Annotated in this window: 17 protein-coding genes; 8 read left to right on the plus strand and 9 right to left on the minus strand. The window is 72.4% G+C overall.

The window, feature by feature from the left end:
* Window positions 1–4: 4 nt before the first annotated feature.
* Together K1T35_RS39660 and K1T35_RS49940 are read right to left on the minus strand one after the other, a co-directional pair.
* Window positions 5–730 (minus strand): right-handed parallel beta-helix repeat-containing protein, encoded by a 726-nt coding sequence (locus K1T35_RS39660; protein ID WP_220256826.1) that lies wholly within the window; start codon window positions 728–730, stop codon window positions 5–7.
* 276 nt (window positions 731–1,006) lie between these two features.
* Window positions 1,007–1,909 carry an SRPBCC domain-containing protein gene (locus K1T35_RS49940; protein WP_220256827.1) on the minus strand — a complete coding sequence of 301 codons (903 nt, stop codon included), beginning with the start codon at window positions 1,907–1,909 and terminating at the stop codon, window positions 1,007–1,009.
* Between the two features lie 165 nt (window positions 1,910–2,074).
* Here K1T35_RS49940 and K1T35_RS39670 point away from each other — a divergent pair, with 165 nt between their 5' ends.
* On the plus strand, window positions 2,075–3,160 hold the full coding sequence (locus K1T35_RS39670; RefSeq protein WP_220256828.1) for a peptidoglycan bridge formation glycyltransferase FemA/FemB family protein: 1,086 nt from the start codon (window positions 2,075–2,077) through the stop codon (window positions 3,158–3,160).
* A 10-nt stretch (window positions 3,161–3,170) separates the two neighbouring features.
* Here the strand turns inward: K1T35_RS39670 and K1T35_RS39675 are convergent, their stop codons facing one another.
* Window positions 3,171–5,828: a LuxR C-terminal-related transcriptional regulator gene (locus tag K1T35_RS39675; RefSeq protein ID WP_220256829.1), complete on the minus strand. Its 2,658-nt coding sequence runs from the start codon at window positions 5,826–5,828 to the stop codon at window positions 3,171–3,173.
* Window positions 5,829–5,873: 45 nt separating this feature from the next.
* Between K1T35_RS39675 and K1T35_RS39680 the strand changes: the two genes are divergently transcribed.
* The 4 genes from K1T35_RS39680 to K1T35_RS39695 all read left to right on the plus strand — a co-directional run bounded on the left by K1T35_RS39680 (window position 5,874) and on the right by K1T35_RS39695 (window position 10,639).
* Entirely contained in the window at window positions 5,874–6,536 is a 663-nt protein-coding gene (locus tag K1T35_RS39680) for a phosphatase PAP2 family protein (protein ID WP_220256830.1), read from the plus strand.
* 22 nt (window positions 6,537–6,558) lie between these two features.
* Window positions 6,559–7,863 carry a glutamate-1-semialdehyde 2,1-aminomutase gene (locus K1T35_RS39685; RefSeq protein WP_220256831.1) on the plus strand — a complete coding sequence of 435 codons (1,305 nt, stop codon included), beginning with the start codon at window positions 6,559–6,561 and terminating at the stop codon, window positions 7,861–7,863.
* A gap of 206 nt (window positions 7,864–8,069) precedes the next feature.
* A complete protein-coding gene (locus K1T35_RS39690) occupies window positions 8,070–9,317 on the plus strand; it encodes a phenylacetate--CoA ligase family protein (RefSeq protein ID WP_220256832.1) in 1,248 nt (415 codons plus the stop codon).
* Window positions 9,314–10,639: a putative glycoside hydrolase gene (locus tag K1T35_RS39695; RefSeq protein ID WP_220256833.1), complete on the plus strand. Its 1,326-nt coding sequence runs from the start codon at window positions 9,314–9,316 to the stop codon at window positions 10,637–10,639. The genes K1T35_RS39690 and K1T35_RS39695 overlap by 4 nt, the downstream gene beginning before the upstream one ends.
* 25 nt (window positions 10,640–10,664) lie before the next feature.
* On the opposite strand, the gene K1T35_RS39700 is transcribed toward K1T35_RS39695, so the two are convergent.
* Together K1T35_RS39700 and K1T35_RS39705 are read right to left on the minus strand one after the other, a co-directional pair.
* Window positions 10,665–12,155: an oligosaccharide flippase family protein gene (locus K1T35_RS39700; RefSeq protein ID WP_220256834.1), complete on the minus strand. Its 1,491-nt coding sequence runs from the start codon at window positions 12,153–12,155 to the stop codon at window positions 10,665–10,667.
* A 2-nt stretch (window positions 12,156–12,157) separates the two neighbouring features.
* Window positions 12,158–12,973, minus strand: coding sequence for a sugar phosphate nucleotidyltransferase (locus K1T35_RS39705; protein ID WP_220256835.1), 816 nt, complete (start codon window positions 12,971–12,973; stop codon window positions 12,158–12,160).
* Between the two features lie 179 nt (window positions 12,974–13,152).
* On the opposite strand from K1T35_RS39705, the gene K1T35_RS39710 reads away from it, so the two are divergent.
* Together K1T35_RS39710 and K1T35_RS39715 are read left to right on the plus strand one after the other, a co-directional pair.
* Entirely contained in the window at window positions 13,153–14,379 is a 1,227-nt protein-coding gene (locus K1T35_RS39710; RefSeq protein ID WP_255621226.1) for a class I SAM-dependent methyltransferase, read from the plus strand.
* A complete protein-coding gene (locus tag K1T35_RS39715) occupies window positions 14,376–15,671 on the plus strand; it encodes a glutamate-1-semialdehyde 2,1-aminomutase (protein ID WP_220256836.1) in 1,296 nt (431 codons plus the stop codon). Before K1T35_RS39710 ends, K1T35_RS39715 begins: the two co-directional genes overlap by 4 nt.
* 75 nt (window positions 15,672–15,746) lie before the next feature.
* Here K1T35_RS39715 and K1T35_RS39720 read toward each other — a convergent pair whose 3' ends face one another.
* The 4 genes from K1T35_RS39720 to K1T35_RS39735 all read right to left on the minus strand — a co-directional run bounded on the left by K1T35_RS39720 (window position 15,747) and on the right by K1T35_RS39735 (window position 20,836).
* Entirely contained in the window at window positions 15,747–17,042 is a 1,296-nt protein-coding gene (locus K1T35_RS39720) for a DUF4038 domain-containing protein (protein ID WP_220256837.1), read from the minus strand.
* Between the two features lie 287 nt (window positions 17,043–17,329).
* A complete protein-coding gene (locus tag K1T35_RS39725; RefSeq protein WP_220256838.1) occupies window positions 17,330–18,235 on the minus strand; it encodes a polysaccharide deacetylase family protein in 906 nt (301 codons plus the stop codon).
* The gene (locus tag K1T35_RS39730) at window positions 18,219–19,709 is read right to left on the minus strand and encodes an oligosaccharide flippase family protein (protein WP_220256839.1); all 1,491 of its coding nucleotides are present in this window, start codon (window positions 19,707–19,709) and stop codon (window positions 18,219–18,221) included. The genes K1T35_RS39725 and K1T35_RS39730 overlap by 17 nt, the downstream gene beginning before the upstream one ends.
* Window positions 19,706–20,836: a glycosyltransferase family A protein gene (locus tag K1T35_RS39735; protein ID WP_255622737.1), complete on the minus strand. Its 1,131-nt coding sequence runs from the start codon at window positions 20,834–20,836 to the stop codon at window positions 19,706–19,708. Before K1T35_RS39735 ends, K1T35_RS39730 begins: the two co-directional genes overlap by 4 nt.
* Window positions 20,837–20,861: 25 nt before the next feature.
* Here K1T35_RS39735 and K1T35_RS39740 point away from each other — a divergent pair, with 25 nt between their 5' ends.
* Entirely contained in the window at window positions 20,862–21,668 is an 807-nt protein-coding gene (locus tag K1T35_RS39740; RefSeq protein ID WP_220256841.1) for a GNAT family N-acetyltransferase, read from the plus strand.
* Window position 21,669 lies beyond the last annotated feature (1 nt).

Here is a 21,669-nt window from a genome sequence, read left to right on the forward strand (position 1 = left end):
GTTCCTAATCGGCGGGCGGGCCCTGGTAACCCTGCGCCGCCGACGGGTCGTCGAACCCGACCTCACGGCTGTACCCCGGGCCGATCCGGTTGTCCTTCACAACCACGCCGGTGGAGTCCCTGCCGAGCGCAAAGGCTTTGTTCCCCTCGCCGACCATGTCGTTGTTGCTGATCGTGACGTCCTGGATGTCCTCGAGCGCCACCGACTGCGCCTCGGCGTTCGACTCGCAGTAGTTCCCGTCGAACAGCCAGTTGCGGCTCACGCCCTCACCGGAGCCGCCCTCGTCGTTCGGCCCCTCCGCCATCAGGCACTGCGCCCGGATTCCCTCGCAGCGGTTGCCCTGAATGACCACGTTCGAGCTGCCGGGTAGGTCCACCGCGAACGTCTGGATGCAGTCCACGTGCGAGTCCTCGACGTCGTTCCCCTCGAGGTCGTACACCCGGTTGTTCAGGATCTGGGCGCCGTTGCCGAAGAAGCGGATCGCGTCGACGTCGTCACCGGCGTAGTCGACCTGGGTGATCTCGTTGTTCCGCACCGTCACGTTCTCGCCGTTCGCGATGATCCCGGTGCCGTCGGCGCCCTTGGACACGAAGCCCTCGACGACGACGTTGTCCGCGTTGATCCGGATCCCGGGGACCACGGTCCCGTTGCCGTGGTAGTACACCGGGGCGTCCGGCGTTCCGCTCGTCGTGATCCTCAGCTCCTCGTCCAGCTCCCCGGAGAAGCACACCGCGTCTCCCGGTGCCGGGGTTTCCTCCGGTGCGAGGCAGCGCGCCGGCGCCGGCGGCGGCGCCGAAGGGAGTGTGGACGAGCGCGCGGGCGCCGGCGTCCCCGCGGTCGAGCAGGCCACCACACCCGTACTCATCAGTACCGCGAAAAGGATCCCCAGGCCCCGCAGCACCACGTCCGGACCTCCCCCGCCGAGACAGCGAATCCAGCCTCCACTTCGCAGCGTACGGAAGGCATGAAGCACGTTGGGCCGAACTGGTGACGAAACTGTGAGGGCTCACAGCTGCCGGAACATCGCCACCATCTTGTCGAGGCACTGCTCGAGGCCGGCCCGGGACACGTCACGGGCCTCGGCGGTGCCGTAGCCGAACTCGCGCACGGTCAGCTCGGTGCGTTCGCCGTCGGTCGGCCGGAGTGTGACCACGTGCCGCACCGCGCGGGGCACTCCCGGCGGGATGGCGTCGTCCGGGAGCAGCGCCCGGTCGGCGTCGGTGAAGTCGAGCACGAACTCGAGCCGCTCGGGCGGGACGACCTCCCGATAGGTCCACGTGTTGTACATGTCCTGGCCGCCGTACTCGGCGGGAGCGCGCATGCAGACCAGCGAGGTGCCGCCTTCCCGGACGTCGAGCTCCGCGAGCGGCGAGGTGAAGCCCGTCGGACCCCACCAGCGCATGACGTACGCGGGCTCGATCCACGCCTTCCACGCCTCCTCGACCGGCGCGTCGAGCACGCGGGTGACGGCGAGGTCGTGCGTCAGGGCGCCACCCCGGCTGCTGATCTGCTGCACCGACCACTGGTTGCCGTCCGGGTCGCTGAAGTGGACGAACCCCACGTTGTCGAGCGCGTCCCCTTCGCGGGCCGGCCGGAACGACGTGCCGTCTTCGGTGACGACCACCCCGCTGTTCTCCACGCCCCGCTCCACGAGCTCAGCGTGCGCGGCACGAACGTCCGGGACGACGAGGACGAGTCCGCGGAGCGACCCCGGCACCATGTCCTCGAAGTAGCCCGCCGCCACCTGGATCGAGCAGCCCGAGCCCGGGGGTGTCAGCTGGACGAACCGGTGCTTCTCGTCGGCCCGCACGTCGAGGTCGACGGCGAACCCGAGCTGCTCGGCGTAGAACCCCTTCGCGCGCTCCACGTCAGCCACGGGCACCTGCACCACTTCCAGCGTCCACTGCATGATCTGCTCTCCCTTCCCTCCGGTCCGAGGGAATCGTGCCCGGAGGAGGCGGCCCACCGGATCCGTACCGACCACCTGTCCGCTACGCGGGCGCCACGCGGCCGGGCCTGTGATCGAAGCCCGAGGCCGGGACGGGGCGTACCGTGGCCTGGCGGCACGAGGGGGATGGGATCAGTGCTGGAGATCGAGTTCGACGACGCGCCGTCGCACCCGGAGTGGGACGCGTGGGTGGCCGCCGCACCCGGGGGCCACCACCTCCAGTCGAGCGGTTGGGCCTACGTCAAGGCCGGCGCCGGCTGGCAGGCGAGCCACATCCTGCTGCGCCGCTCCGGCGAGCTGGTGGGGGGCTGCCAGCTCCTGACGCGGGGCATGCCCGTACTCGGCCGGATGGGGTACGTGCCGCGCGGTCCCGTGCTCGCGTCAAGGGACACGGAGCTCGTCGACGCCGTGCTGGCCGCGCTGCGCGACCACGCACGGCGGCACCGGATCGCGGTCGTGAAGATCCAACCACCGGTCGACCGACCTGACCTCCCGGAGCTGCTGGAGTCACGCGGTCTGATCGCGAGCGAACTCCATACCGCGCCGGTGGCGAGCGTGGTGGTGGACGTCGGGCCGGACCGCGACGAGGACACGATCTTCCGAGGGCTGCGGGCCACGACCCGCCGTCGCGTCCGGCAGGCGCGCAAACACGGCGTCACCGTACGAACCGGGGACGCCGAGGACCTGACGGTGCTGCAGGCGATCATCGAGGCCACCGCGCGGCGCCAGGGCTTTGCTCCCTACCCCGTGGACTACTACCAGCGCCTGTGGTCGGCGTTCGGCACGTCCGGTCAGGCCCGCCTGCTGATCGCCGAGCACGACGGCGTGCCGTTGTCGGCCGTGCTGCTCGTGGCGTTCGGCGACACAGTGATCTACAAGATCGGCGGCCTGGCGGACGTCGAGGGCTCGCCGCCCGGCGCGAGCGAGCTGACGCACTGGACGGGCATCGCCTGGGCGCACGACACCGGTCACCGCCATTACGACTTCGAGGGCATCCCGCTCGACGTCGCGCAGGCTCTTCGCGACGGGAACCCGGTCGAGCCGAAGGGCGTCGCCTTCTTCAAGCTCGGGTTCGGGGGCGAGGCAGTGGTGTACCCCGGCACGTACGACCTCCTTCCCGAAGGGTTCTCCGGCCACGCGCTCAGGTACGTCCTGCCGCGTGCCGAACGGTGGCGAGGAGTCGTGCACCGGCTGTCCGGGCGCCGCGGCTGATCCGCCGGGCTCATCCGGGCCGGGACACACCCAGCGCGGTGAGCTGGGCCCGGCCCCCGGCCGCCCGCCCGGGCAGGAGCAGGAGGGTGGCGGCCCACTCGAGCCGCGCCCCGATGCGCTCGAAGCCCGCAACCGCGGCCTCGAGCGCGTCATGGTCACCGTGCAGCCGGCCCGTGGCGCGGGCGAGGCACGCGGCCGCCCATGCGTGCCCGGCGGAGCCCGACTCGGCCGCGGCGAGCCGCTCGGCGGCGTCCGGCCTGCCGGCCACGACGGCCAGCTCGGCGTGGGCGGCCACCGCGTAGGCGTGGTAGCGGCCGCTCGTCGGCTCGGGCACCTCGGCCGCGCGACCGAGGTGCACAGCGGTCCGCGCCGCGGTGAACACGCCGAGCGGCGCGTGCTGCAGGTGGAAGACGTTCGCGCCGCCCGCCTCCGCCGCACGCGCGTTCCACAGCGCGGCCTGCTCCTCGTCGCCGGACAGGCCCCACGCGAGCGCCGCGAACTGGGCGGCCACCGGCAGCCACACCGCAGGCGGGCGGCCGGCGCGCTCCCAGCCCTCCCACATCGCGGGCGCCTCGCGGCGCGCCCAGCCGAGGTCACCCGCCAGCACGAGCGCGGGCAGCACCGTGCTCACCGACAGGTGCGGCGAGTCCCCGTGCAGGTCGGCGTCGAGGATTCGGCGGGCCACGTCGGCCGCGGCCGCGATCTCCCCGACGGCGACCGCGTCGGCGCACGCGACGGCGAGCACGTCCTCGATCTCGGCAGCGCCCTCGGGCTCGGTGGGATCGAACGCGGGGACGAGCGCCAGCCGTTCGGTGGAGAGCCGGTGAGCCTCCTGGAGGTCACCGCCGACGACCGCGGCACCGCGCAGCGCCCCGAGGGCCGCGGAGAGCGGCAACGAGTCGCCGGTGCGGCGGGCCGCGGCGACGGCCGCCTCGGCGAGCGCCCGGTCGGGCCAGAGCTTGCGCGGCCCGGCATTCCAGGCTCGCGCGATCGCGAGCCGCGTGGCGGCGACCGGGTCCGCGCCGTCACCGGCATCGGCCGCCTCCGCGAGCAGCGCGCACAGCCGCTCGTAGGGCACCTCGACGGCGAACGTCGCCGGGCAGCGGCACGCGAGGTCCACCGCGAGCGCCAGCGCCGTCGCCTTCAGGTTCCCGTCGACGGCGACCCGACCGGCCGCCACCAGCAGGTCGAACGCGAGACCCGTGTCGTGGCCCACCTCGGCGCACTCGGCGGCCGAGCGCAGGTCGCGGGCCTGCTCGTCAGGGGCCCCTGCGTGTGCGGCCGCCTGCTCGTAGCGCCTGCGCGCTTCCTGGAGGAAGCCACGGGCGTGCGTGATCCGCCCGAGCGAGCGCGCGAGCCGGTGCGCCGCCGGATCGGGGCCGGGTGGGTAGGACGACAGCGCGTCACGCAGGTCGTCGAGCACGAGGTCCACCTCCGCCCGGCTCGGCTCGACGAGCGCCGCGGCCTTCTCGACCGCCCACATCCGGTACCGGTCCTGCACCTCCGCGGCCTCGCCCGACTCCCGCAGCTTGTCCGCGGCCACGGCGCGGATCGTGGCCAGCAGCCGCCAGCGGCCGTGGGCGTGGACGACGAGGCTCTTGTCGACCAGCCGGCCGAGTACGTCGGCGGCCACCGGTGGCTCGACCCCACCGACGGCCGCCGCGGCAGGAAGGTCGAACCCGCCCGCGAAGACGGCCAGCCTGCGGAACAGGGAGCGCTCCTCGCCGTCCAGCAGGTCGTGGCTCCAGCCGATCACCGTGCGCAGCGACCGGTGCCGCACCTCCGTGCCGCGGCCTCCCGTGAGGAGCCTCAGGTAGTCGCCGAGGCCGGTGAGCAGGCCGGGCCCGCCGAGCGCCGCGCTGCGGGCCGCCGCGAGCTCGATCGCGAGCGGGAGCCCGTCGAGGCGGGCGCACAGGTCCGCGACGGCGCCGGGATCGATGGGCTCGGGAGCGCGGTCGGCGAAGAGCCGCTCGGCGTCGGACCCCAGTGGGAGGGGCCCGACGGCCACCACCCGCTCCCCCGGCACCGCGAGGCGCTCGCGGCTGGTGGCGAGCACGGTGACGGTGGGGCACGCGGCGAGCAACCGCTCGACGAACCCGGCCACGGCGTCGACGACGTGCTCGCAGTTGTCCAGTACGAGCAGCGAACGGCCGCGGGCGAGCCGCCCTCCGATCGCGGCCTCGAGCGGCTGCTGAGGCCCCTCCGCCACGCCGAGCGCGGCCGCGACCGCCTGCGGCACCGAGTCGTCGCGGGCCGGCACCAGGTCGACGAACGCGCCGCCGAACGGGAACGTCGCCGACCCCGCCACCACCACCGCCAGCCGCGTCTTGCCGACGCCGCCCGGCCCGGACAGCGTCACCAGCCGGTGCTCGGCCAGCGCGGCGAGCACCGCGGCCTGCTCGGCGGCACGCCCGACGAACGACGTCCGCGCGGCCGGGAGCCCGGCGATCCCGCCCGGCGGCGGCGCCGGGCCGGCATCCGGGCCCACCAGCGCGGCCAGCTCCCTGCGATCGGCCACCCCGTACTTGCGCAGCAGCGTCGAGACGTGCCCCTCGACGGTGCGCACCGACAGGTGCAGCCGCCCCGCGATCTGGGCGTTGCTCAGATGCGCGCCCACTGCAGCGAGGACCTCGGCCTCGCGGCCGGACACCTCGACCGGGTGCGCCATCGGTCCATCATCGCGGAACCCGAGAAGCGCGGTAGCTTGGATGGAGTGACGGCCCTCGCTTCGCGCCCGGACCGGGCGATCCTCCCGCCCACCCTGCGTGCACCGGCCGCTGCTGTCTCGGTGCTCGCGCTCTTCGTCTTCGGTGTGTTCGCGGCCAGGTACGCGGACGACGACTCCGCCGGCCGGCTCGACCGGCGCGTCCAGAAGCTCTTCGGGGCATCCGATCGAGGGCTGTCGCTCACCGACGCCGTGATCCTCCTCGGCAACCCGGTCACCGTCGTCGTGCTCGCGGTGCTGCTCGCGGGCCTCGCGCTCGTGCTCGGCCACCGCAGGCTGGCCGTGCTCGCGATCGTCGGACCGGGGCTCACCGGGGTCGCCACCACCACCCTCAAGCCGGTCATCGGGCGCACGATCGACGGCGGGTTCGCCTTCCCGAGCGGCCACACCGGCGGGGCAACCGCGATCGGTGTGGTCGCCGCGCTGCTGCTGATCACCGTGCTGCGCCCGGCAACCGGCACGAGCGCGCTCTTGCTCTCGGCGGGTGCGTTGGTGTCCGGGGGAGCGATGGCGCTCGCGCTCGTCGTCGACCGCGTGCACTACCCCACCGACACGGTCGGCGGGTTCTGCGTGGCCGTGGCGGTGGTGCTCACCAGCGCGCTGGTGATCGAGCGCCTGCCTCGCGCAATACCTCGATGGGGTGCGCGGTAGCCCTCCGTCCATCATGGCTCGCATGACGGACCCGTCCCTGCCGAAGTCGGCGGCGCTCAACGCCCGCCTGCACGCCGCGGTGCCGGGTGGCGCCCACACCTACGCCAAGGGCGACGATCAGTACCCCCAGGACCTGGCACCGATCATCTCCCACGGTCGCGGCGCCCACATCTGGGACGTCGACGGCAACGAGTACATCGAATACGGCTCCGGCCTGCGCGCCGTGTCACTCGGCCACGCCCACCCGCGCGTCGTCGAAGCCGTCCGGCGAGAGTTGGACAAGGGCAGCAACTTCGTCCGCCCCGCCGCGATCGAGGTCGAGGCCGCCGAACGGTTCCTCCAGACCGTCCCCACTGCCGAGATGGTCAAGTTCACCAAGAACGGCTCCGACGCCACCACCGCCGCCATCCGCCTCGCCCGCGCCGCCACCGGACGCACCGTGGTGGCCCTGTGCCGTGACCAGCCGTTCTTCTCCACCGACGACTGGTTCATCGCCGGCACACCCATGTCCGCCGGGATCCCCGAGCAGGACGTCATCACGTTCCCCTACGGCGACCTCGACGCCCTGTCGAACCTGCTGGAGCAGCACGATGTCGCCGCCGTGATCCTCGAGGCTGCCACTCAGACCGAGCCGCCCGCCGGCTATCTGGTGGGTGTCCGGGATCTGGCCACCCGCCACGGCTCGGTTCTCGTCTTCGACGAGATGATCACCGGCTTCCGCTGGTCCGAACACGGCGCCCAAGGCGTCTACGGGATCACCCCCGACCTCTCCACCTTCGGCAAGGCAATCGGCAACGGCTTTGCCGTCTCCGCCCTCGCCGGCAAGCGCGAGCTCATGGAACGCGGTGGGCTGCGCACCGACGAGGAGCGGGTGTTCCTGCTCTCCACCACCCACGGTGCCGAGACCCACTCACTCGCCGCCGCCATCGCGGTGATGGACACCTACGCCGAGGAAGGAATCGCCGACCGGCTGCACGAGCTGGGCGACCGCCTCGCCGCCGGGGTGCGGGACGTCGCCGCCGGTATGGGGGTGGCCGACCACGTCCAGGTCCGCGGCCGCGCGTGCAACCTCGTCTTCGCCACCCTCGACGCCGACGGCAAGCCCTCGCAGCCGCACCGGACGCTGTTCCTGCGCCAGCTGCTCGGCGGCGGCGTGATCGGACCGTCGTTCGTGGTCAGCGCCGCCCTCACCGACGACGACATCGACCGCACCGTCGACGTCGTCGCCCAGGCGTGTGCCGTGTACCGGAAGGCGCTCGACGCGGGCGACCCGACGCCGTGGATGGGCGGGCGCCCGGTCAAGCCGGTCTTCCGCCGTTACGCATGATCGGTGACCTGTGGCGACGGTGACATGACGTAACGGTTCATCACCGCGAGGCGAGCGAAGAGCCGTCGGAAGAGCAGTCGATCGGCGCTCCGGCGGCGCCGTGGGGGAACGCGTCAATGTCACCACCTGGTGGGTTTCAGAGCCTTCTGCACCGCATCCGGCGGGCACACCCCGCCGGTCCCGCGATGCGCCGGTCGCTGGCGACCATGGACCAGGCATCCGCCGATCGGATCCGCCGCTACCAGGAGCGCAGGCTCCGCCTGCTGGTGCGCCTCGTGGCGGCTCGTTCGCCGTTCTACCGGCGGTGGTTCGCGGAGGCCGGCGTGGACCCGGCGTCGATCCGGACGCTCGAGGACCTGCCACGCCTTCCGCTGCTCGACCGGCAGGCCGTGATGGACGCGCCTGCCGACTTCGCCGTGCAGCCGCTGCGGCTCATGTGGCCCTCGAGCTCCAGCGGGACCTCCGGGAGGCCCGTCACCGTCTACCGCACGGCGGGCTCGTCCGCCTTCGAGCAGGCCGCGCTGCAGCGCCAGTGGGGCTGGTTCGGCCTCCCCCGCGACGCGCGCCGGGTCGTGCTGCGGGGCAGCTCCATCGCGGTGGACCGCGGCGTGCTGACCCACGAGATCCCCGGAGACCACCAGCTACTCGTCTCCAGCTTCCACCTGACGCCGGACGCGCTCCCGGAGATCCTCCGGACCATCCGGGCGTACCGGCCGGACGCCGTCGAGGGCTGGACCTCCAGCCTCACGCTGCTCGCCGCGCGGATCCGCGACGCGGGTGAGCGGCTGCCGGTGCAAGCGGTGATCACGTCCTCGGAAACGATCAGCACGCGGCAGCGGGAGCTCATGGGCTCGGTGTTCGAGGCGCCGATCGTCGACCACTACGGCCAGACCGAGCGCGTGGCGATGGCCGGCACCTGCGAGGCGCTCGGCTACCACGTGTTCCCCGACTACGGGATCGTGGAGCTGCTGCCGGCAGAGGACGGTCACGCGGAGATCGTCGGTACCCCCCTGCACAACTGGGGCTTCCCGCTGCTGCGCTACCGCACCGGTGATCTGGTCGATCCGGCTCCGTCCGGCCCCTGCCCGTGCGGGCGGGCGTTCCCCCGCCTCGGGGCGGTCGCCGGCCGCAGCGAGGACGCGTTCGTCGCGGCGGACGGGCGGCTGATCCCCTTGCCGTCCACGGTCATCGACGACCTCGCCGGCGTCGACGAGGCGCAGATCGCGCAGCTCGCGCCGGGCCGGTTCGAGGTCCGCATCGTGCCGGGCCGCGGTTTCGACGCCGACGTGAACCGCGCCCAGGTACTCCGCAACATCGAGCGGCTGATCGGCCCCGGTCAGGACGTCGCGATCCGCCGGATGGACCGGATTCCCCGCTCGAGCGCCGGCAAGCTGCGCACAGCGCTGGTCCTCCCCGGAGGAATGCCGGATGGCGCGGGCACACTGATCAAGTGAAGGTGGGTGGCGCGACCGCGCCGATCTCATTGCTGGCCGTCCTCGCCGCGCTGCTGGTGTCCTGCGCGAGCACCCCGGCCACAGCTTCCGTCACCCCGCTCCCGTTCCCGTTCCCGCGCACGGCCACCTACTGGCTGGAGCAGAACGAGATCCCGGCCGTCGACGAGCTGGCGCGGTACGACCTCGTGGTGATCGACAGCGAGTGGGGGCACCGGCTCGACCGAGCCGAGTTCGAGCGGCTGCGCGCGCTCAACCCGGACATCGTGCTGCTCGCCTACGTGAACCTGATCGACTACCGGCCCGAGCTCGGCTCGGCGGGCTACTACGCCGACCGCTACGCGCTCTGGCAGTTCCGCGACTCGACGACCAGCACCTTCCCCGAGGAATGGCTGGCCAGAACGGCGCGGGGAGCTCGGGTGAGCGAGTGGCCGGACACCGTCATGGCCAACCTCGCGGACACCGGACCCAGGATCGACGGGCAGACCTATCCCGAGTACGCGGCCCGGTGGGTGGTGGACCAGGTGTGGTCGACCGGGTTGTGGGACGGGGTCTTCCTCGACGTGTGGGGAGACCGGATCTTCGGGGCGAGCCACACCCGCTGGGACGTCGACGGCGACGGCGACGACGACCCGGAGGACCGGATCTACGGTCCCGACGGCCCGTGGGAACGCGGGGTGACGAGCGCCGAGCAGATCATGCGGCAGGCGATGCCCGGCGCCATCCTGGTCGGCAACGGCGAGCGCACGCTGCGCGACGAGCTGCTCGACGGGCGCGTCTTCGAGAGCTTCGCCGATCCGGGTGCAGGCCGGGACCCGGCCTCCGACATCGACGGCTACGCCGCCGCGGCCGCGAGCGACGGCCACCGGCAGCCCGGCCTCGCAATGAACATCAACGTGCGGCGCGCGCAGGCCGGCTCGCCGGACGAGTACCGCAACGCGAGGTTCTTCCTCACCGCGACCCTCCTGCAGGACGGGTTCTGGGCGCCGATGGGGCAGCACTACGGCGAGCTGGCCTACTACGACGAGCTGGACGGCGGCGGCCTCGGCCCCGGCTACCTCGGCGCGCCGCTCGTCACGAACCCGGCGCCCGAGCGGCTCGACGAGCCGTTCGACGACGGCGTCGGCGTCGTGGCACCGGACGTCGTGCGGCGCGACTTCGACCACGGGATCGTGCTGAACAACGCGGGCCCTGTCGCCCAGACGGTCGATCTCGGCGGCACGTTCCGCCGTCTCACCGGTCGCCAGGACCCGGCGACGAACGACGGCTCCCTCGCCACGTCGGTCACCCTGCCGCCCCGCGACGGGCTGGTGCTGCTGCGTTGACCCGCTGGTCGAGTAGCGGCAAGCCCTATTTCGCGCGGCTCCTCAGGAGGGGCAGCACCACTGTGCGGACGGTCCCCCGCGCCACCACCGCCAGCGCCGCGGCGTAGACGGCCAGGAACGCGAGCACGTCGACGACGAGCAGCAGGAAGCCGAACAGCAGGCCGTGGGCGTCGGAGTGCAGGACCTGGTGTTCGAGCACGAAGACCGCCGCCACCGCGACAGTGCCTGCCGCGAGCGGCGGCACGATCACCGCGACCATGTCCCGAGCGCTGACCCCGACCGCCGACCGGGACAGGTACAGGCCGACCACACCCGCGGTGAGTGCGGTGGTGGAGATCGCCAGTCCGACGCCGAGCAGGCCGAACGGGATGATCAGCACCAGGCTGGCGACCCCGACGACGAACTCGATTCCCGTCAGCCAGTTGAGCATCCGGGTCCGACCGGATCCCTTGATGGCCTCCTCGCTCACGGAGACGAACGCCTTCCCGATGCCCAGTCCCGCCATCGCCACGACGGCCGCCCCTGCGGCGCGCCACGGCTCGCCCAGCAGCACGACGACCGCGGACTCGCCGGCCGCGATGATCAACCCGGACACGACGACGGCGAACACCGTGACCGAGCCGAGTGCCCGCAGGTAGCTCGCGCGCAGGCGCTGCCCGTCCTCCGCGATCCGGGAGAAGGCGGGGAACAGGGCGTTCGCGACGATGTCCACGATCGCGTTGACCGGTAGCCGCGAGATCCGGGTGGCGTAGCGGTAGAAGCCGAGGTCGGTGGTGGAGAGCCCACGCCCGACGGCGACGGCCTCGATCGCCTGCTGGGTGCGGGCCCCGACGAAGTTCACGGTCACCGGGAAGCCGTAGCGGACGAGCTCACGCCACATCTGCCAGGTCGCCCGGCCGCGGCCGGGCCGCCAGTCGGTGATCGCCCACAGGCCGGCGAGCCACACCACGTAGGACACGTAGCTGCCGGCCACAAGGCTCCACACTCCGTAGCCGAGTAGCGCGAGCGTGACCGCCGTGACGGCGAAGCTGATCGAGACGAGCGGCCCGACGACGAGCCTGCGCTTGACGCTGAACTGCCGCTGGAGCATCGCCTCCGGCACGTTCGTGAGCGCGTGCAGGAAGAGCGCGCCCGAACAGACGGCCGCGATGGCGCCTACCGCAGCGTCGTCGAAGGCCAAGCCGACGAGCGGCGCGGCGGCGAACGCGCCGAGCGACATCACCAGGCCCGTGACGATCGTGCCGCGGAAGACGGTCTCCGCCGCGTCGGCCACGTCCCGCTCGCGGTGCACGAGTCCGGCGCGCAGGCCGCTCTCGGACATGTCCGAGAGGAACATGGTGAGGATCGTGCCCGCTGCGAACAGCCCGACCTCGGCAGGCGTGAGCAACCGCGCCAGCACGATCGTCTGCACCAGCGAGACCGCCTCGCCGACGAACATGGCCGCAGCCGATGCGGCGGCTACCCGCTTGATCTTGCCCCCGAGCGCGGGTGCGCCGGGAGTCGTTCCTGCGCTCACGCTCAGTGCGCCGCCGCGCTCAGGACCGGCGATGCGGACGGCAGATCCGTCCGCCACGGCATCCACGGCGTGTGGCCCGCCTGGTACATCGCCTCCAGCGCGACCCGCTCCTTCAGGGTGTCGGCGGGCTGCCAGAACCCGTTGTAGGGGTACGCCGCGAGCCTGCCCTCCTTGGCGAGCACCGCGCACGCGTCGGCGACGAGGTCGCTGTTCTCCGGCAGGTAGTCGAAGACCTCCTGGCGCAGCACGAGGTACCCACCGTTCTCCTGCAGCCGCATGTCCTTCAGCGCCGTGATCGCCTCGATGCGGTTGCCGTCGTTCACCTCCACCACGTGGAACGCCGCCTGCGGCGGCACCGCGAGCAGCTGCCCGACGGCGTCGGGCGTGGCGGCGAACTGGTCGACCATCGCGTCGATGGGGGCGTCGGTGAGCACGTCGGCGTAGTTCGCGAGGAACATCTCCTCGCCGTCGAGCAGGCGACGCACCCGGCGCAGCCGCTCCCCGATCGGCGACTCGAGGCCGGTGTCCACGAAGGTGATCGTCCAGTCCGCGATGTCACTGCCGAGCAGCCGCACCTCGCCACCATGGAGGACGAAGTCGTTGGAGCCGGTCTCCTGGTAGTCGAGGAAGTACTGCTTGATGTGGTGCCCGCCGTAGCCGAGGCACAGGATGAAGTCCTTGTGCCCGTAGTGGGCGTAGTAGCGCATCACGTGCCAGAGCAGTGGCCGTGGCCCCACCGGCACCATCGGCTTCGGCTTGTCCGAACTCCCGTCCCGCATGCGCATCCCATAGCCGCCGCAGAAGAGCACGACCTTCACCCGCAGGCACCCCCTCGACGCCGGGACCGAACGGTCCGCGTTCCGAGGCTCTATTCGGCCCGCCGAGCGGCCCCGTTACGTACGGCCGTTGTGCGGTAACGGGAGGCGGCAGTGGGCCGAGTCCCGCAGCGAGCCGTTGACCACGTCGGTCCAGCCCCCCAATCCCGAGGAGTCATCCGTTGAGCCCTGCGTGCCGCCTGTGCTCCGCGCCACTGACGCGCACCTTCGTCGACCTGGGTATGTCCCCTCCCTGCGAGAGCTACCTGCGGCCCGACCAGCTCGACGAGCCCGAGACGACCTACTCGCTGCACGTCCGGATCTGCGAGCGCTGCCTGCTCGTGCAGCTGCCTGCCCACGTGGCGGCCGAGGAGATCTTCACGGCCGACTACGCCTACTTCTCCTCCTACTCCGACAGCTGGGTCGCCCACGCCGGTCGCTTCGTCGAGGACGTGGCCGTGCGGCTCGGCCTCGGCGCGGGGAGCCTCGTCGTCGAGGCGGCGAGCAACGACGGCTACCTCCTGCAGCACGCCGTCGCGCGCGGGATCAGGGTGCTCGGCGTCGAGCCGTGCGGGGGTGTCGCCGACGCCGCGCGGGCGCGGGGCGTACCGACGGAATCGGTGTTCCTCGGCGAGCGCACCGGCACGGACATCGCCGAACGCCACGGCCCCGCCGACCTCGTGGTGGCCAACAACGTGCTCGCGCACGTGCCCGACCTGCTCGATTTCGCCCGCGGGCTGCGGGCGCTGGTCGCGGACGCCGGCACCGTGTCGCTGGAGTTCCCACACCTGCTGCGCCTGATCGAGGGCAGGCAGTACGACACGATCTACCACGAGCACTACTCGTACTTCACCCTGCGCACGGCCGCTGCCGCGCTCACGATGGCCGGCCTCACCGTGGTCGACGTCGAGGAGCTGTCCACCCACGGCGGCTCGCTACGCGTGCTCGCGCGTCCCGGCGAGCACCGGCCGTCCGAGATGGTGGAGAAGGTTCTCGCCGACGAGCGGGCCGCGGGGCTGCACACGGTCGAGGGTCACGCGGGGTTCGCGCGCGACGTGTTCGAGGTGAAGGCGGGCCTGCTCGATTTCCTGCTGACGGCGGCGCGCGACGGCCGGTCGGTGGCCGGGTACGGCGCCCCGGGCAAGGGCAACACCCTGCTGAACCACTGCGGGGTGCGCGAGGACCTGCTGCCGTTCACGGTGGACCGCAACCCGCACAAGCACGGGATGCACCTGCCCGGCACGCACATCCCGGTGTACCCGCCGGAACGACTCGCGGAGGTGCGGCCCGACTACATCCTGATCCTGCCGTGGAACCTGCGCGCCGAGATCGCCCAGCAGATCGCCTACACGCGCAAGTGGGGTGCCCGCCTGGTCGTACCGATCCCCCGCCTGGAGTTCGTCCGATGAGGCTGCCCCGATCCGCCGCCCTCACCGAGCGGCTGCACGCCGCCGTGCCGGGCGGTGCCCACACCTACGCCAAGGGCGACGACCAGTACCCCCAGGACCTCGCCCCGATCATCTCCCACGGCCGCGGCGCCCACATCTGGGACGTCGACGGCAACGAGTACCTCGAATACGGCTCCGGCCTGCGCGCCGTGTCACTCGGCCACGCCTACCCCCGGGTGATCGACGCCGTTCGCCGCGAGCTCGACAAAGGCAGCAACTTCGTCCGCCCCGCCGCCATCGAGGTCGAGGCCGCCGAACGCTTCCTCCAGACCGTGCCCACCGCCGACATGGTCAAGTTCACCAAGAACGGCTCCGACGCCACCACCGCCGCCATCCGGCTGGCCCGCGCCGCCACCGGCCGCACCCTCGTCGCCCTGTGCCGCGACCAACCGTTCTTCTCCACCGACGACTGGTTCATCGGCGGCACGCCGATGTCGGCGGGCATCCCGCAGCAGGACGTCATCACGTTCCCCTACGGCGACCTCGACGCACTGTCCTCGGTGCTGGAGCAGCACGAGCCCGCCGCGGTGATCCTCGAGGCCGCCACCCAGACCGAGCCGCCCGCCGGCTACCTCGACGGCGTCCGCGACCTCGCCACCCGCCACGGCGCGGTGCTCGTCTTCGACGAAATGATCACCGGCTTCCGCTGGAGCGAGCACGGCGCCCAAGGCGTCTACGGGGTGACCCCGGACCTCTCGACGTTCGGTAAGGCCCTCGGCAACGGCTTCGGGGTCTCCGCCCTCGCCGGCAGACGCGAGCTCATGGAACGGGGAGGCCTGCGCAGCCGTCACGAACGCGTCTTCCTCCTGTCGACGACGCACGGCGCCGAGACGCACGCTCTCGCCGCCGCCATGGCCGTCATGGACACCTACGCGGAGGAAGGCATCACCGAGCGGCTCCACGCCCTCGGGGACCGCCTCGCCGCCGGCGTGCGCGACGTCGCCGCCGGGATCGGCGTTGCCGACCACGTGCAGGTCCGGGGACGAGCGTCCAACCTCGTCTTCACCACCCTCGACGCCGACGGCAAACCCTCCCAGCCCTACCGCACCCTGTTCCTGCGCCAACTCCTCAGCGGCGGTGTGATCGGACCCTCCTTCGTGGTCAGCGCCGCCCTCACCGACGACGACATCGACCGCACCGTCGACGTCGTCGCCCAGGCCTGCACCGTCTACCGCAAGGCCCTCGACGCAGGCGACCCCACACCATGGATGGGCGGACGCCCCGTCAAACCGGTGTTCCGCCGCTACGCCTAGATGGGTCTCGGTGGGCCGAGCGGCACCATCGCTTGCTTCTAGCGCGCGAAGGTGCCGCTCGCTCCACAGGAGCCCTCAGCCCGTCCCTACGGGGAGAAGCAGGAGCCAGTCCTCCCCACCCGCCGAGTTCCGGCCCGGTGTGGTCACCGTGCCGGAGGGCCCGACAGCCGCCTCCAGGGGCGGGGCGGTGGCGTCCGCCGGATCGACCCAGCGGGCGGTCGGCGGCTGGGCAAGCTTCGCCGGGTCCACGGTCACCGCGCGCGCGGTCGGGACGTAGGCCACCAGCGAGCCACCGGCCCTGGCGGCGGTGACGTAGTCGCTGCCCATGATCCCGACCTCGACGCCGGCGGCGACCGGTGCGCCACGCCCGCCGACGAGGATCTCGTCGGACTCGTCCGGCACGAGCGCCTGCCAGTCGAGCGACTCGAAGAACTGCCGCAGCCGGCCCAGCTGGGCGACCGCGGGCGTGTCGAGCCGCCCCTCCCAGCCGGGGTGGAACTCCCAGTCGTCGGAGCCGTAGACGTAGCCCGGCGAGCCCGACGTCAGCGCCCACGCCATCTGCCGGCGCAGCACCTCGTCGCCGGTCACGGGCGTGCCGGGCAGGTTGTTCTCGCCCTCGTAGTTCGCCTCCGAGAGCAGGGCAGGCCGCCGGTCACGCCGGTACGCGTCGAGCACCGCCCGGTACGTGGGCAGGTAGGTGTAGACGAAGTTGAAGTCGGCGTGCGGCGCCCACATGGGGCTGTCCGTGGACTGCGACGTCGGGTAGCCGAGCTGGATCGAGAACGGCCGGGTGTCGCCCGTCGACCGGATTCCCTGCCGTACCTGCTCGAACTTCGCGTCGTGCTCGGGTGGCGAGTCGTGGCGGCCGGTGAGGTCGCTCGGGAAGTGGTCGCCGCCGGTCATCCAGACGATGTTCGGGAAGCGGGCGTACCGCTCGGCGACCATCGCACCGTAGCGGTGGGTGTCCTCGAGGGACGCGTACTTGAAGACGTTGCTGACGTTCCAACCGTCGATCGGGTAGAGGAACAGCGTGTTCCCGTGGGCGCACGCCGAGCGCACGTACTCGTCGACGCGCTGCCAGTACAGCTCGTTCCACCGGGTGACGTCCCCGCCGTCGAACGGAAGGATCCCGTCGAACGTCCGGCCCTCCTCGTCGAGCCCACCGTTGTCCGGGGCGCCGATCAGGGAGACGATCGAGGTGTTGAAGCCGCCCGCCTCCCGGTCGGCGAAGTAGAGCTCGGCCTGCGTCGGCGACCAGCGGACCATCCCCGCCCACGGGGAGTCCCCGAACACGAGGACCGGGGCGCCGTGCTGGTCGGTGAAGTACCGGCCGCTCGCGTCGATCGCGCTGACGTACCTGTGCTCGTCCATCCTCGCCTCGTCGCATGCCGGCTGCGGTTCCACCTCGGTGACGGTAGGACCGGATCCTGCCGGGCTGCACGCCACCGCGAACAGCAACGCCACACCCGCGAGAGCGAGGTTCCGGCCCGCCACCGAGTGCCCCCCGCCGAAAGTCCGCCCCATATCTCGACGGCCCAGCTTCCCGCTGGGCGCACCGGCGAGCCGCCCGAGTATGTCCAATACGAGGACGGCTCGCCGGCGCACCCAGCAGAAACCTGGATCCGCCGATATACGCAACGGACTTCCGGCGGGGGGCACTAGACCATCTGCTTGAGGATCTTCGCCGCGAACCGGGGCGCGCTGGTCGATGTCGAGACCATGGTCCGGGTGATCTCGAACGGCGGTGCGTCGGCCGACACCGGACCTCCCCACGCTGTCACCGCGTGCGAGTAGCCCGCCTCGCGCGCCGCCGCGAACGTCGCGTCGTCGTAGTCGTCGCGGGTGCCGTTCGGGTAGGCGAGGGTGGCCACCTCGGCCGACAGCTCCCGCTGCAGGACCCGCCGCGACTCGCGCAGGTCGACGTGCTGGTCGGCAGCGGTCTCGCGGCCGAGGATCGCGTGGGAGAGCGTGTGGGAGCCGACCGTCATCCCGGCCGGGACGAGCCCGCGCGCGGCGTCCCAGTCCAGGAAGAGCTCGTCGGCGCGGTACTCACCGCTGGGGCGCAAGTCCTCGACGAGCCGCTCGACCGCGTTCATGCGTTCATCGTGCGTCATCCGCTTCACGAGGGTCTCGACGGTACGCAGGGCGGCCCCGTCGTCGCCCAGGACCAGCTCTTGCCCGTCCAGCCGCACCCTGCGCGCGCGGGCCCGCCCGACCGCCCAGCCGAGGCGTTCCCACCAGGCGTGCTGCTCCCCCGACAGGAAGCCCGGCACGAGGTAGATCGTCGCGGGCATCCCGTACCCGCGCAGCACGGGCGCGGCCAGCTCGAGGTTGTCGCGGTACCCGTCGTCGAAGGTCAGCGCGACAGCGCGCGGCGGGAGCGGCCGCCCCGCGGCGAGCGCGTCCAGCGCGTCTTCGAGCGGTACGACGTTCGCGATCCGGTGGAGCACGCGCATCTGGCGGGCGAACGTCGCGATGCCCGCGCCGGGCCTGCTCGGCCAGAACCAGGTCGACTCGATGTTGTGATAGCCCAGAACCAGCAGCCGGTCAGCTCTGCTTCGCACGCTTCCCCCATACCCGTGCCGCGTCCCGCACCGCACGGGCGAGGCCCGGTGCGACCACGTGGAGCGCGGCGAGATAGATCGCTCCGAGGAGCAGTGTCTCCGCGGCGACCAGGCCGAGCCCCGCGGGCACCGGCCACGTGTCGGCCCGCACGATCGTGCGCTCGAGGAACCCGACCGCCACCGCCGCCACGACCGCCGCGGCCGTGGCGGGCAGCATCCGGGCGGCGAGCGCCCGCCCGGAGACGCCGACGACCGAGCGAACCATGGCGAGCCCGGTCAGCGCGACCACGATGGCGGCCCCCGACACCGCGAGACCGACGCCCGGCAGGCCCCACGGCACCAGCACGATGAGCAAGCCGACCCCGCTGACGAGGCCTGCGCCGGTCATCCAGTTGATCCGGACGGACCTCCCGACGCCCTTCATGACCTCGGTGACGACCGCGGTCACGGCCTGCCCCAGCCCGAAGCCCGCCATCGCCGTGAGCACCACACCCGCGCCCCGCCACGGCTCGCCGAGCAGCAGCACGGCGAGCGCCTCGCCGCAGACCGCGAGCGCGGCGGCCACGGGTAGCGCGAGGAACCAGATCCAGGTCAGCGCTCTGAGGAACGCCTCCCGGATCCGTTCCGGGTCACCGGCGAGCCGCGCGAAGGCCGGGAACAGCACGAAGCCGCCCGCCTCCACCACCACCGTCGCGGGCAGGACCGCGATCCGGCGCCCGTAGCGGTAGTTCCCCACGGCGCTCGCGTCCAACGCGCGACCGACGACGGCGATCTCCAACACGTCCCGGCCGCGCTCGACCAGCGAACCGAGGACGAGCGGGTAGCCGTAGGACGCCATCGCCCACCAGAGCCGCGGCGAGAACCGGCCCCGACCGGGGCGCCAGCCGGAGAGCACCCATCCCGCGAGCACGCAGGCGCTGACCATCGCGTACTGGGCCACGACCAGTGCCCACACGCCCCAGCCCGTCGCCGACATGGCGACGGCCACGACCGCGAACACCAGCGCGCCGATCGGGTCCACGACGATCCGCCTGCGGAAGTCGAGGCGCCGCTGCATCAGCGCCTCCGGCACGTGCGTGAGCGAGTGCAGCACGAGGGCCCCGGCCGTCGCAGCCGCAACGGCCCCTGCCGCCGGATCGTCGAAGAGCTCCGTGACCAGCGGGGCGGCCGCGAGCACCGCGAGTGCCGCCAGCACGGCGCCGGCCAGCGTCGCCCAGAACACGGTGTCGGCGGCGTCGCGCACGTCCCCGTCCCGCTGGATGAGCGCCTGGGTGAGTGCTCCCTCGGCGAGCACCATCAGGAGCAGGCCGAGGGCCGTTCCCGCGGCGAACGCGCCGACCTCGGCGGGGGTGAGCAGGCGCGCGAGCACGAGCGTCTGCCCGAACGTGATCACCTGGACCGCGCCGAGCGCCAGCACGGAGAGCGCGGCGCCCCGCCGCAGCACCGACCCCAGTGCCGGGACGCGGGCGGTCACGTGGAGGGGCGCAGCAGCGCTCTCCCGCGCCGCGTGAGCGTGGCAAGGGTGCCGCTCAGCCACTGCTTCGCCGGGTGCACGTTGCGGAGGACGCCCGGCGCCAGCACGAGGCCCACGTAGACCACCGCGGGACGCACCGAGCGGCGCTGCTCGAACGCCCGACGCGCCTGGCGTCGGGCGGTCGGGATGTCCGACTCGATCAGCGCCGTGCGTGCGCGCCGCATCGCCTGGTCGAAGCGCAGCTTGCGCAGGCTGTGGTCCAGCGCGTCCTGGACCTCGGGCGCGTCGGTGAGCGACTGGGCGTTGAGGAACGCCCGCTCGAGGCTGGTCTCGAACGCGTCGACCTGTGCCGGGTCGCGGGAGAACGAGTCGGCGCGCAGCCGGTAGCGGGCGAGCCGCTCGGGGAGGCACCGGACGTCACAGCCCGCGGCGATCATCCGCAGGAACATCGCGAGGTCCTCGACCTTGGGCGTGTCGCAGCTGTACCCGCCGCCCTTGGCCCACGCCTCGGCCCGGATACCCGCGGTGTAGTAGAGGACGTTCCCGCCGATCATCTCGACGAGCCCGATGGGGTGTTCGAGGTCGGCGGGCGTGCTGATCCCGACGGACTGCCGGTAGCTGCGGATCTGGTCCAGCCCGTCCTCGTCCTCGAAGAGGTACGCATCGATCCCGACGACGTCGATCTCGGGGCGCGCGTCGAGGATCGCCGCGGTGCGCTCGCAGAACGTGGGCATCAGCAGGTCGTCGCTGTCGAGCACCGCGTAGTAACGCCCGCGCGCCACCGCGGCCGCCGCGTCGATCCCGCCACCGAGGCCGCGGTTCTCCTGGCGCACCAGCCGGATGCGGGGGTCGTCGGAGTACTTCTCGACGATGCGCACGACCTCGTCGGACATGCCGTTGTCGACGACGATGAGCTCCCAGTCCTCCAGCGTCTGGGCGCGCACGGACTCGATCGTCTCGGGGAAGTAGGCCTCGGTGCGGTACACCGAGGTCAGGATGCTGAACACAGGAGCGCCCGAGGCGGGGAGCGGTGGAGTCACGACCTGGTGGTCGGGTCGCCGCCGCCGGGCGTTAGCAGGGAGATCGACCCGTAACGAAGCGCTCTCCCGGTTCGAGCCCAGGCGCATCCCCGATCCGAAGAGGAGTTGATTCGTGTCCCGGCCGGCCTCCTCGATGTCGCAGATGCGCAACGTGTTCCGGGTAGCAGCGCGGTTCTACCTCCGGCCGGTACGGCGGGCGCTCGAGGATGCGCGCCATCACGCCGCGCGGCGGACATGGGGCGTTCAGCTCGGGCCGCAGCCGGTGCTCGGGAACGAGATCGTGCTGCGCAGTCCGCGCTTCGGCGACGCCGAGCAGTGGCGCGAGGTGCGTACGCGCGAACGGGAGCGCATCGAGCCGTGGTGGGCCTCATCGCCGCTCGGCTGGGAGCAGCGGCACGCCGATGCCCAGTGGGTCAGCGACCTGTTGCAGGCCAGGCGGGAGGCCCGCGCCGGGCGCGCGCTCCCCCTCGTCGTCGAGATCGACGGGCAGCTGGCGGGCCAGTGCAACCTCGAGTGGATCGCCCCGCACACGAGCACCGCCGAGATGGGGATCTGGATTGACTCCCGCTGGGCACGCAGGGGGCTCTCGCCCGTGGCAGCGGCGATGATGGTGGACTACGCGATCTTCGACCTCGGCCTGCACCGGCTGATCGCGCCGATCGCCACGGGCAACGCCGCCGCTGCCGGCGGGGCACGGAAGCTCGGAATGCGGCTCGAGGGCACGATGTCCGGGTTCCTCGACGTCGGCGGTGTGCGGCGCGACCACGAGCTGTGGGCGCTCACACCGGGCTGCGTCCCTGTGGGCGGCCTGACCGCGGCGATGCTGCAGTCGGCGGAACACCGACCGGCCTGTGATACCGATCTCACCGCTCGGGTTCAGGCGGGCCGCCGTCACATTTCCCGCCGGACAGGCGACTAGT

Origin of the sequence: Pseudonocardia sp. DSM 110487 (assembly GCF_019468565.1) — a bacterium.
Lineage (GTDB): Bacteria > Actinomycetota > Actinomycetes > Mycobacteriales > Pseudonocardiaceae > Pseudonocardia.

Excerpts from the sequence above, each read along its gene's own strand:
- K1T35_RS39735 (WP_255622737.1), bottom strand. The coding sequence starts at position 20,836 with ATGCGCCTGGGCTCGAACCGGGAGAGCGCTTCGTTACGGGTCGATCTC.
- K1T35_RS39715 (WP_220256836.1), top strand. The coding sequence starts at position 14,376 with ATGAGGCTGCCCCGATCCGCCGCCCTCACCGAGCGGCTGCACGCCGCC.
- K1T35_RS39670 (WP_220256828.1), top strand. The coding sequence starts at position 2,075 with ATGGGATCAGTGCTGGAGATCGAGTTCGACGACGCGCCGTCGCACCCG.
- K1T35_RS49940 (WP_220256827.1), bottom strand. The coding sequence starts at position 1,909 with ATGCAGTGGACGCTGGAAGTGGTGCAGGTGCCCGTGGCTGACGTGGAG.
- K1T35_RS39720 (WP_220256837.1), bottom strand. The coding sequence starts at position 17,042 with ATGGACGAGCACAGGTACGTCAGCGCGATCGACGCGAGCGGCCGGTAC.
- K1T35_RS39690 (WP_220256832.1), top strand. The coding sequence starts at position 8,070 with ATGGACCAGGCATCCGCCGATCGGATCCGCCGCTACCAGGAGCGCAGG.
- K1T35_RS39675 (WP_220256829.1), bottom strand. The coding sequence starts at position 5,828 with ATGGCGCACCCGGTCGAGGTGTCCGGCCGCGAGGCCGAGGTCCTCGCT.
- K1T35_RS39685 (WP_220256831.1), top strand. The coding sequence starts at position 6,559 with ATGACGGACCCGTCCCTGCCGAAGTCGGCGGCGCTCAACGCCCGCCTG.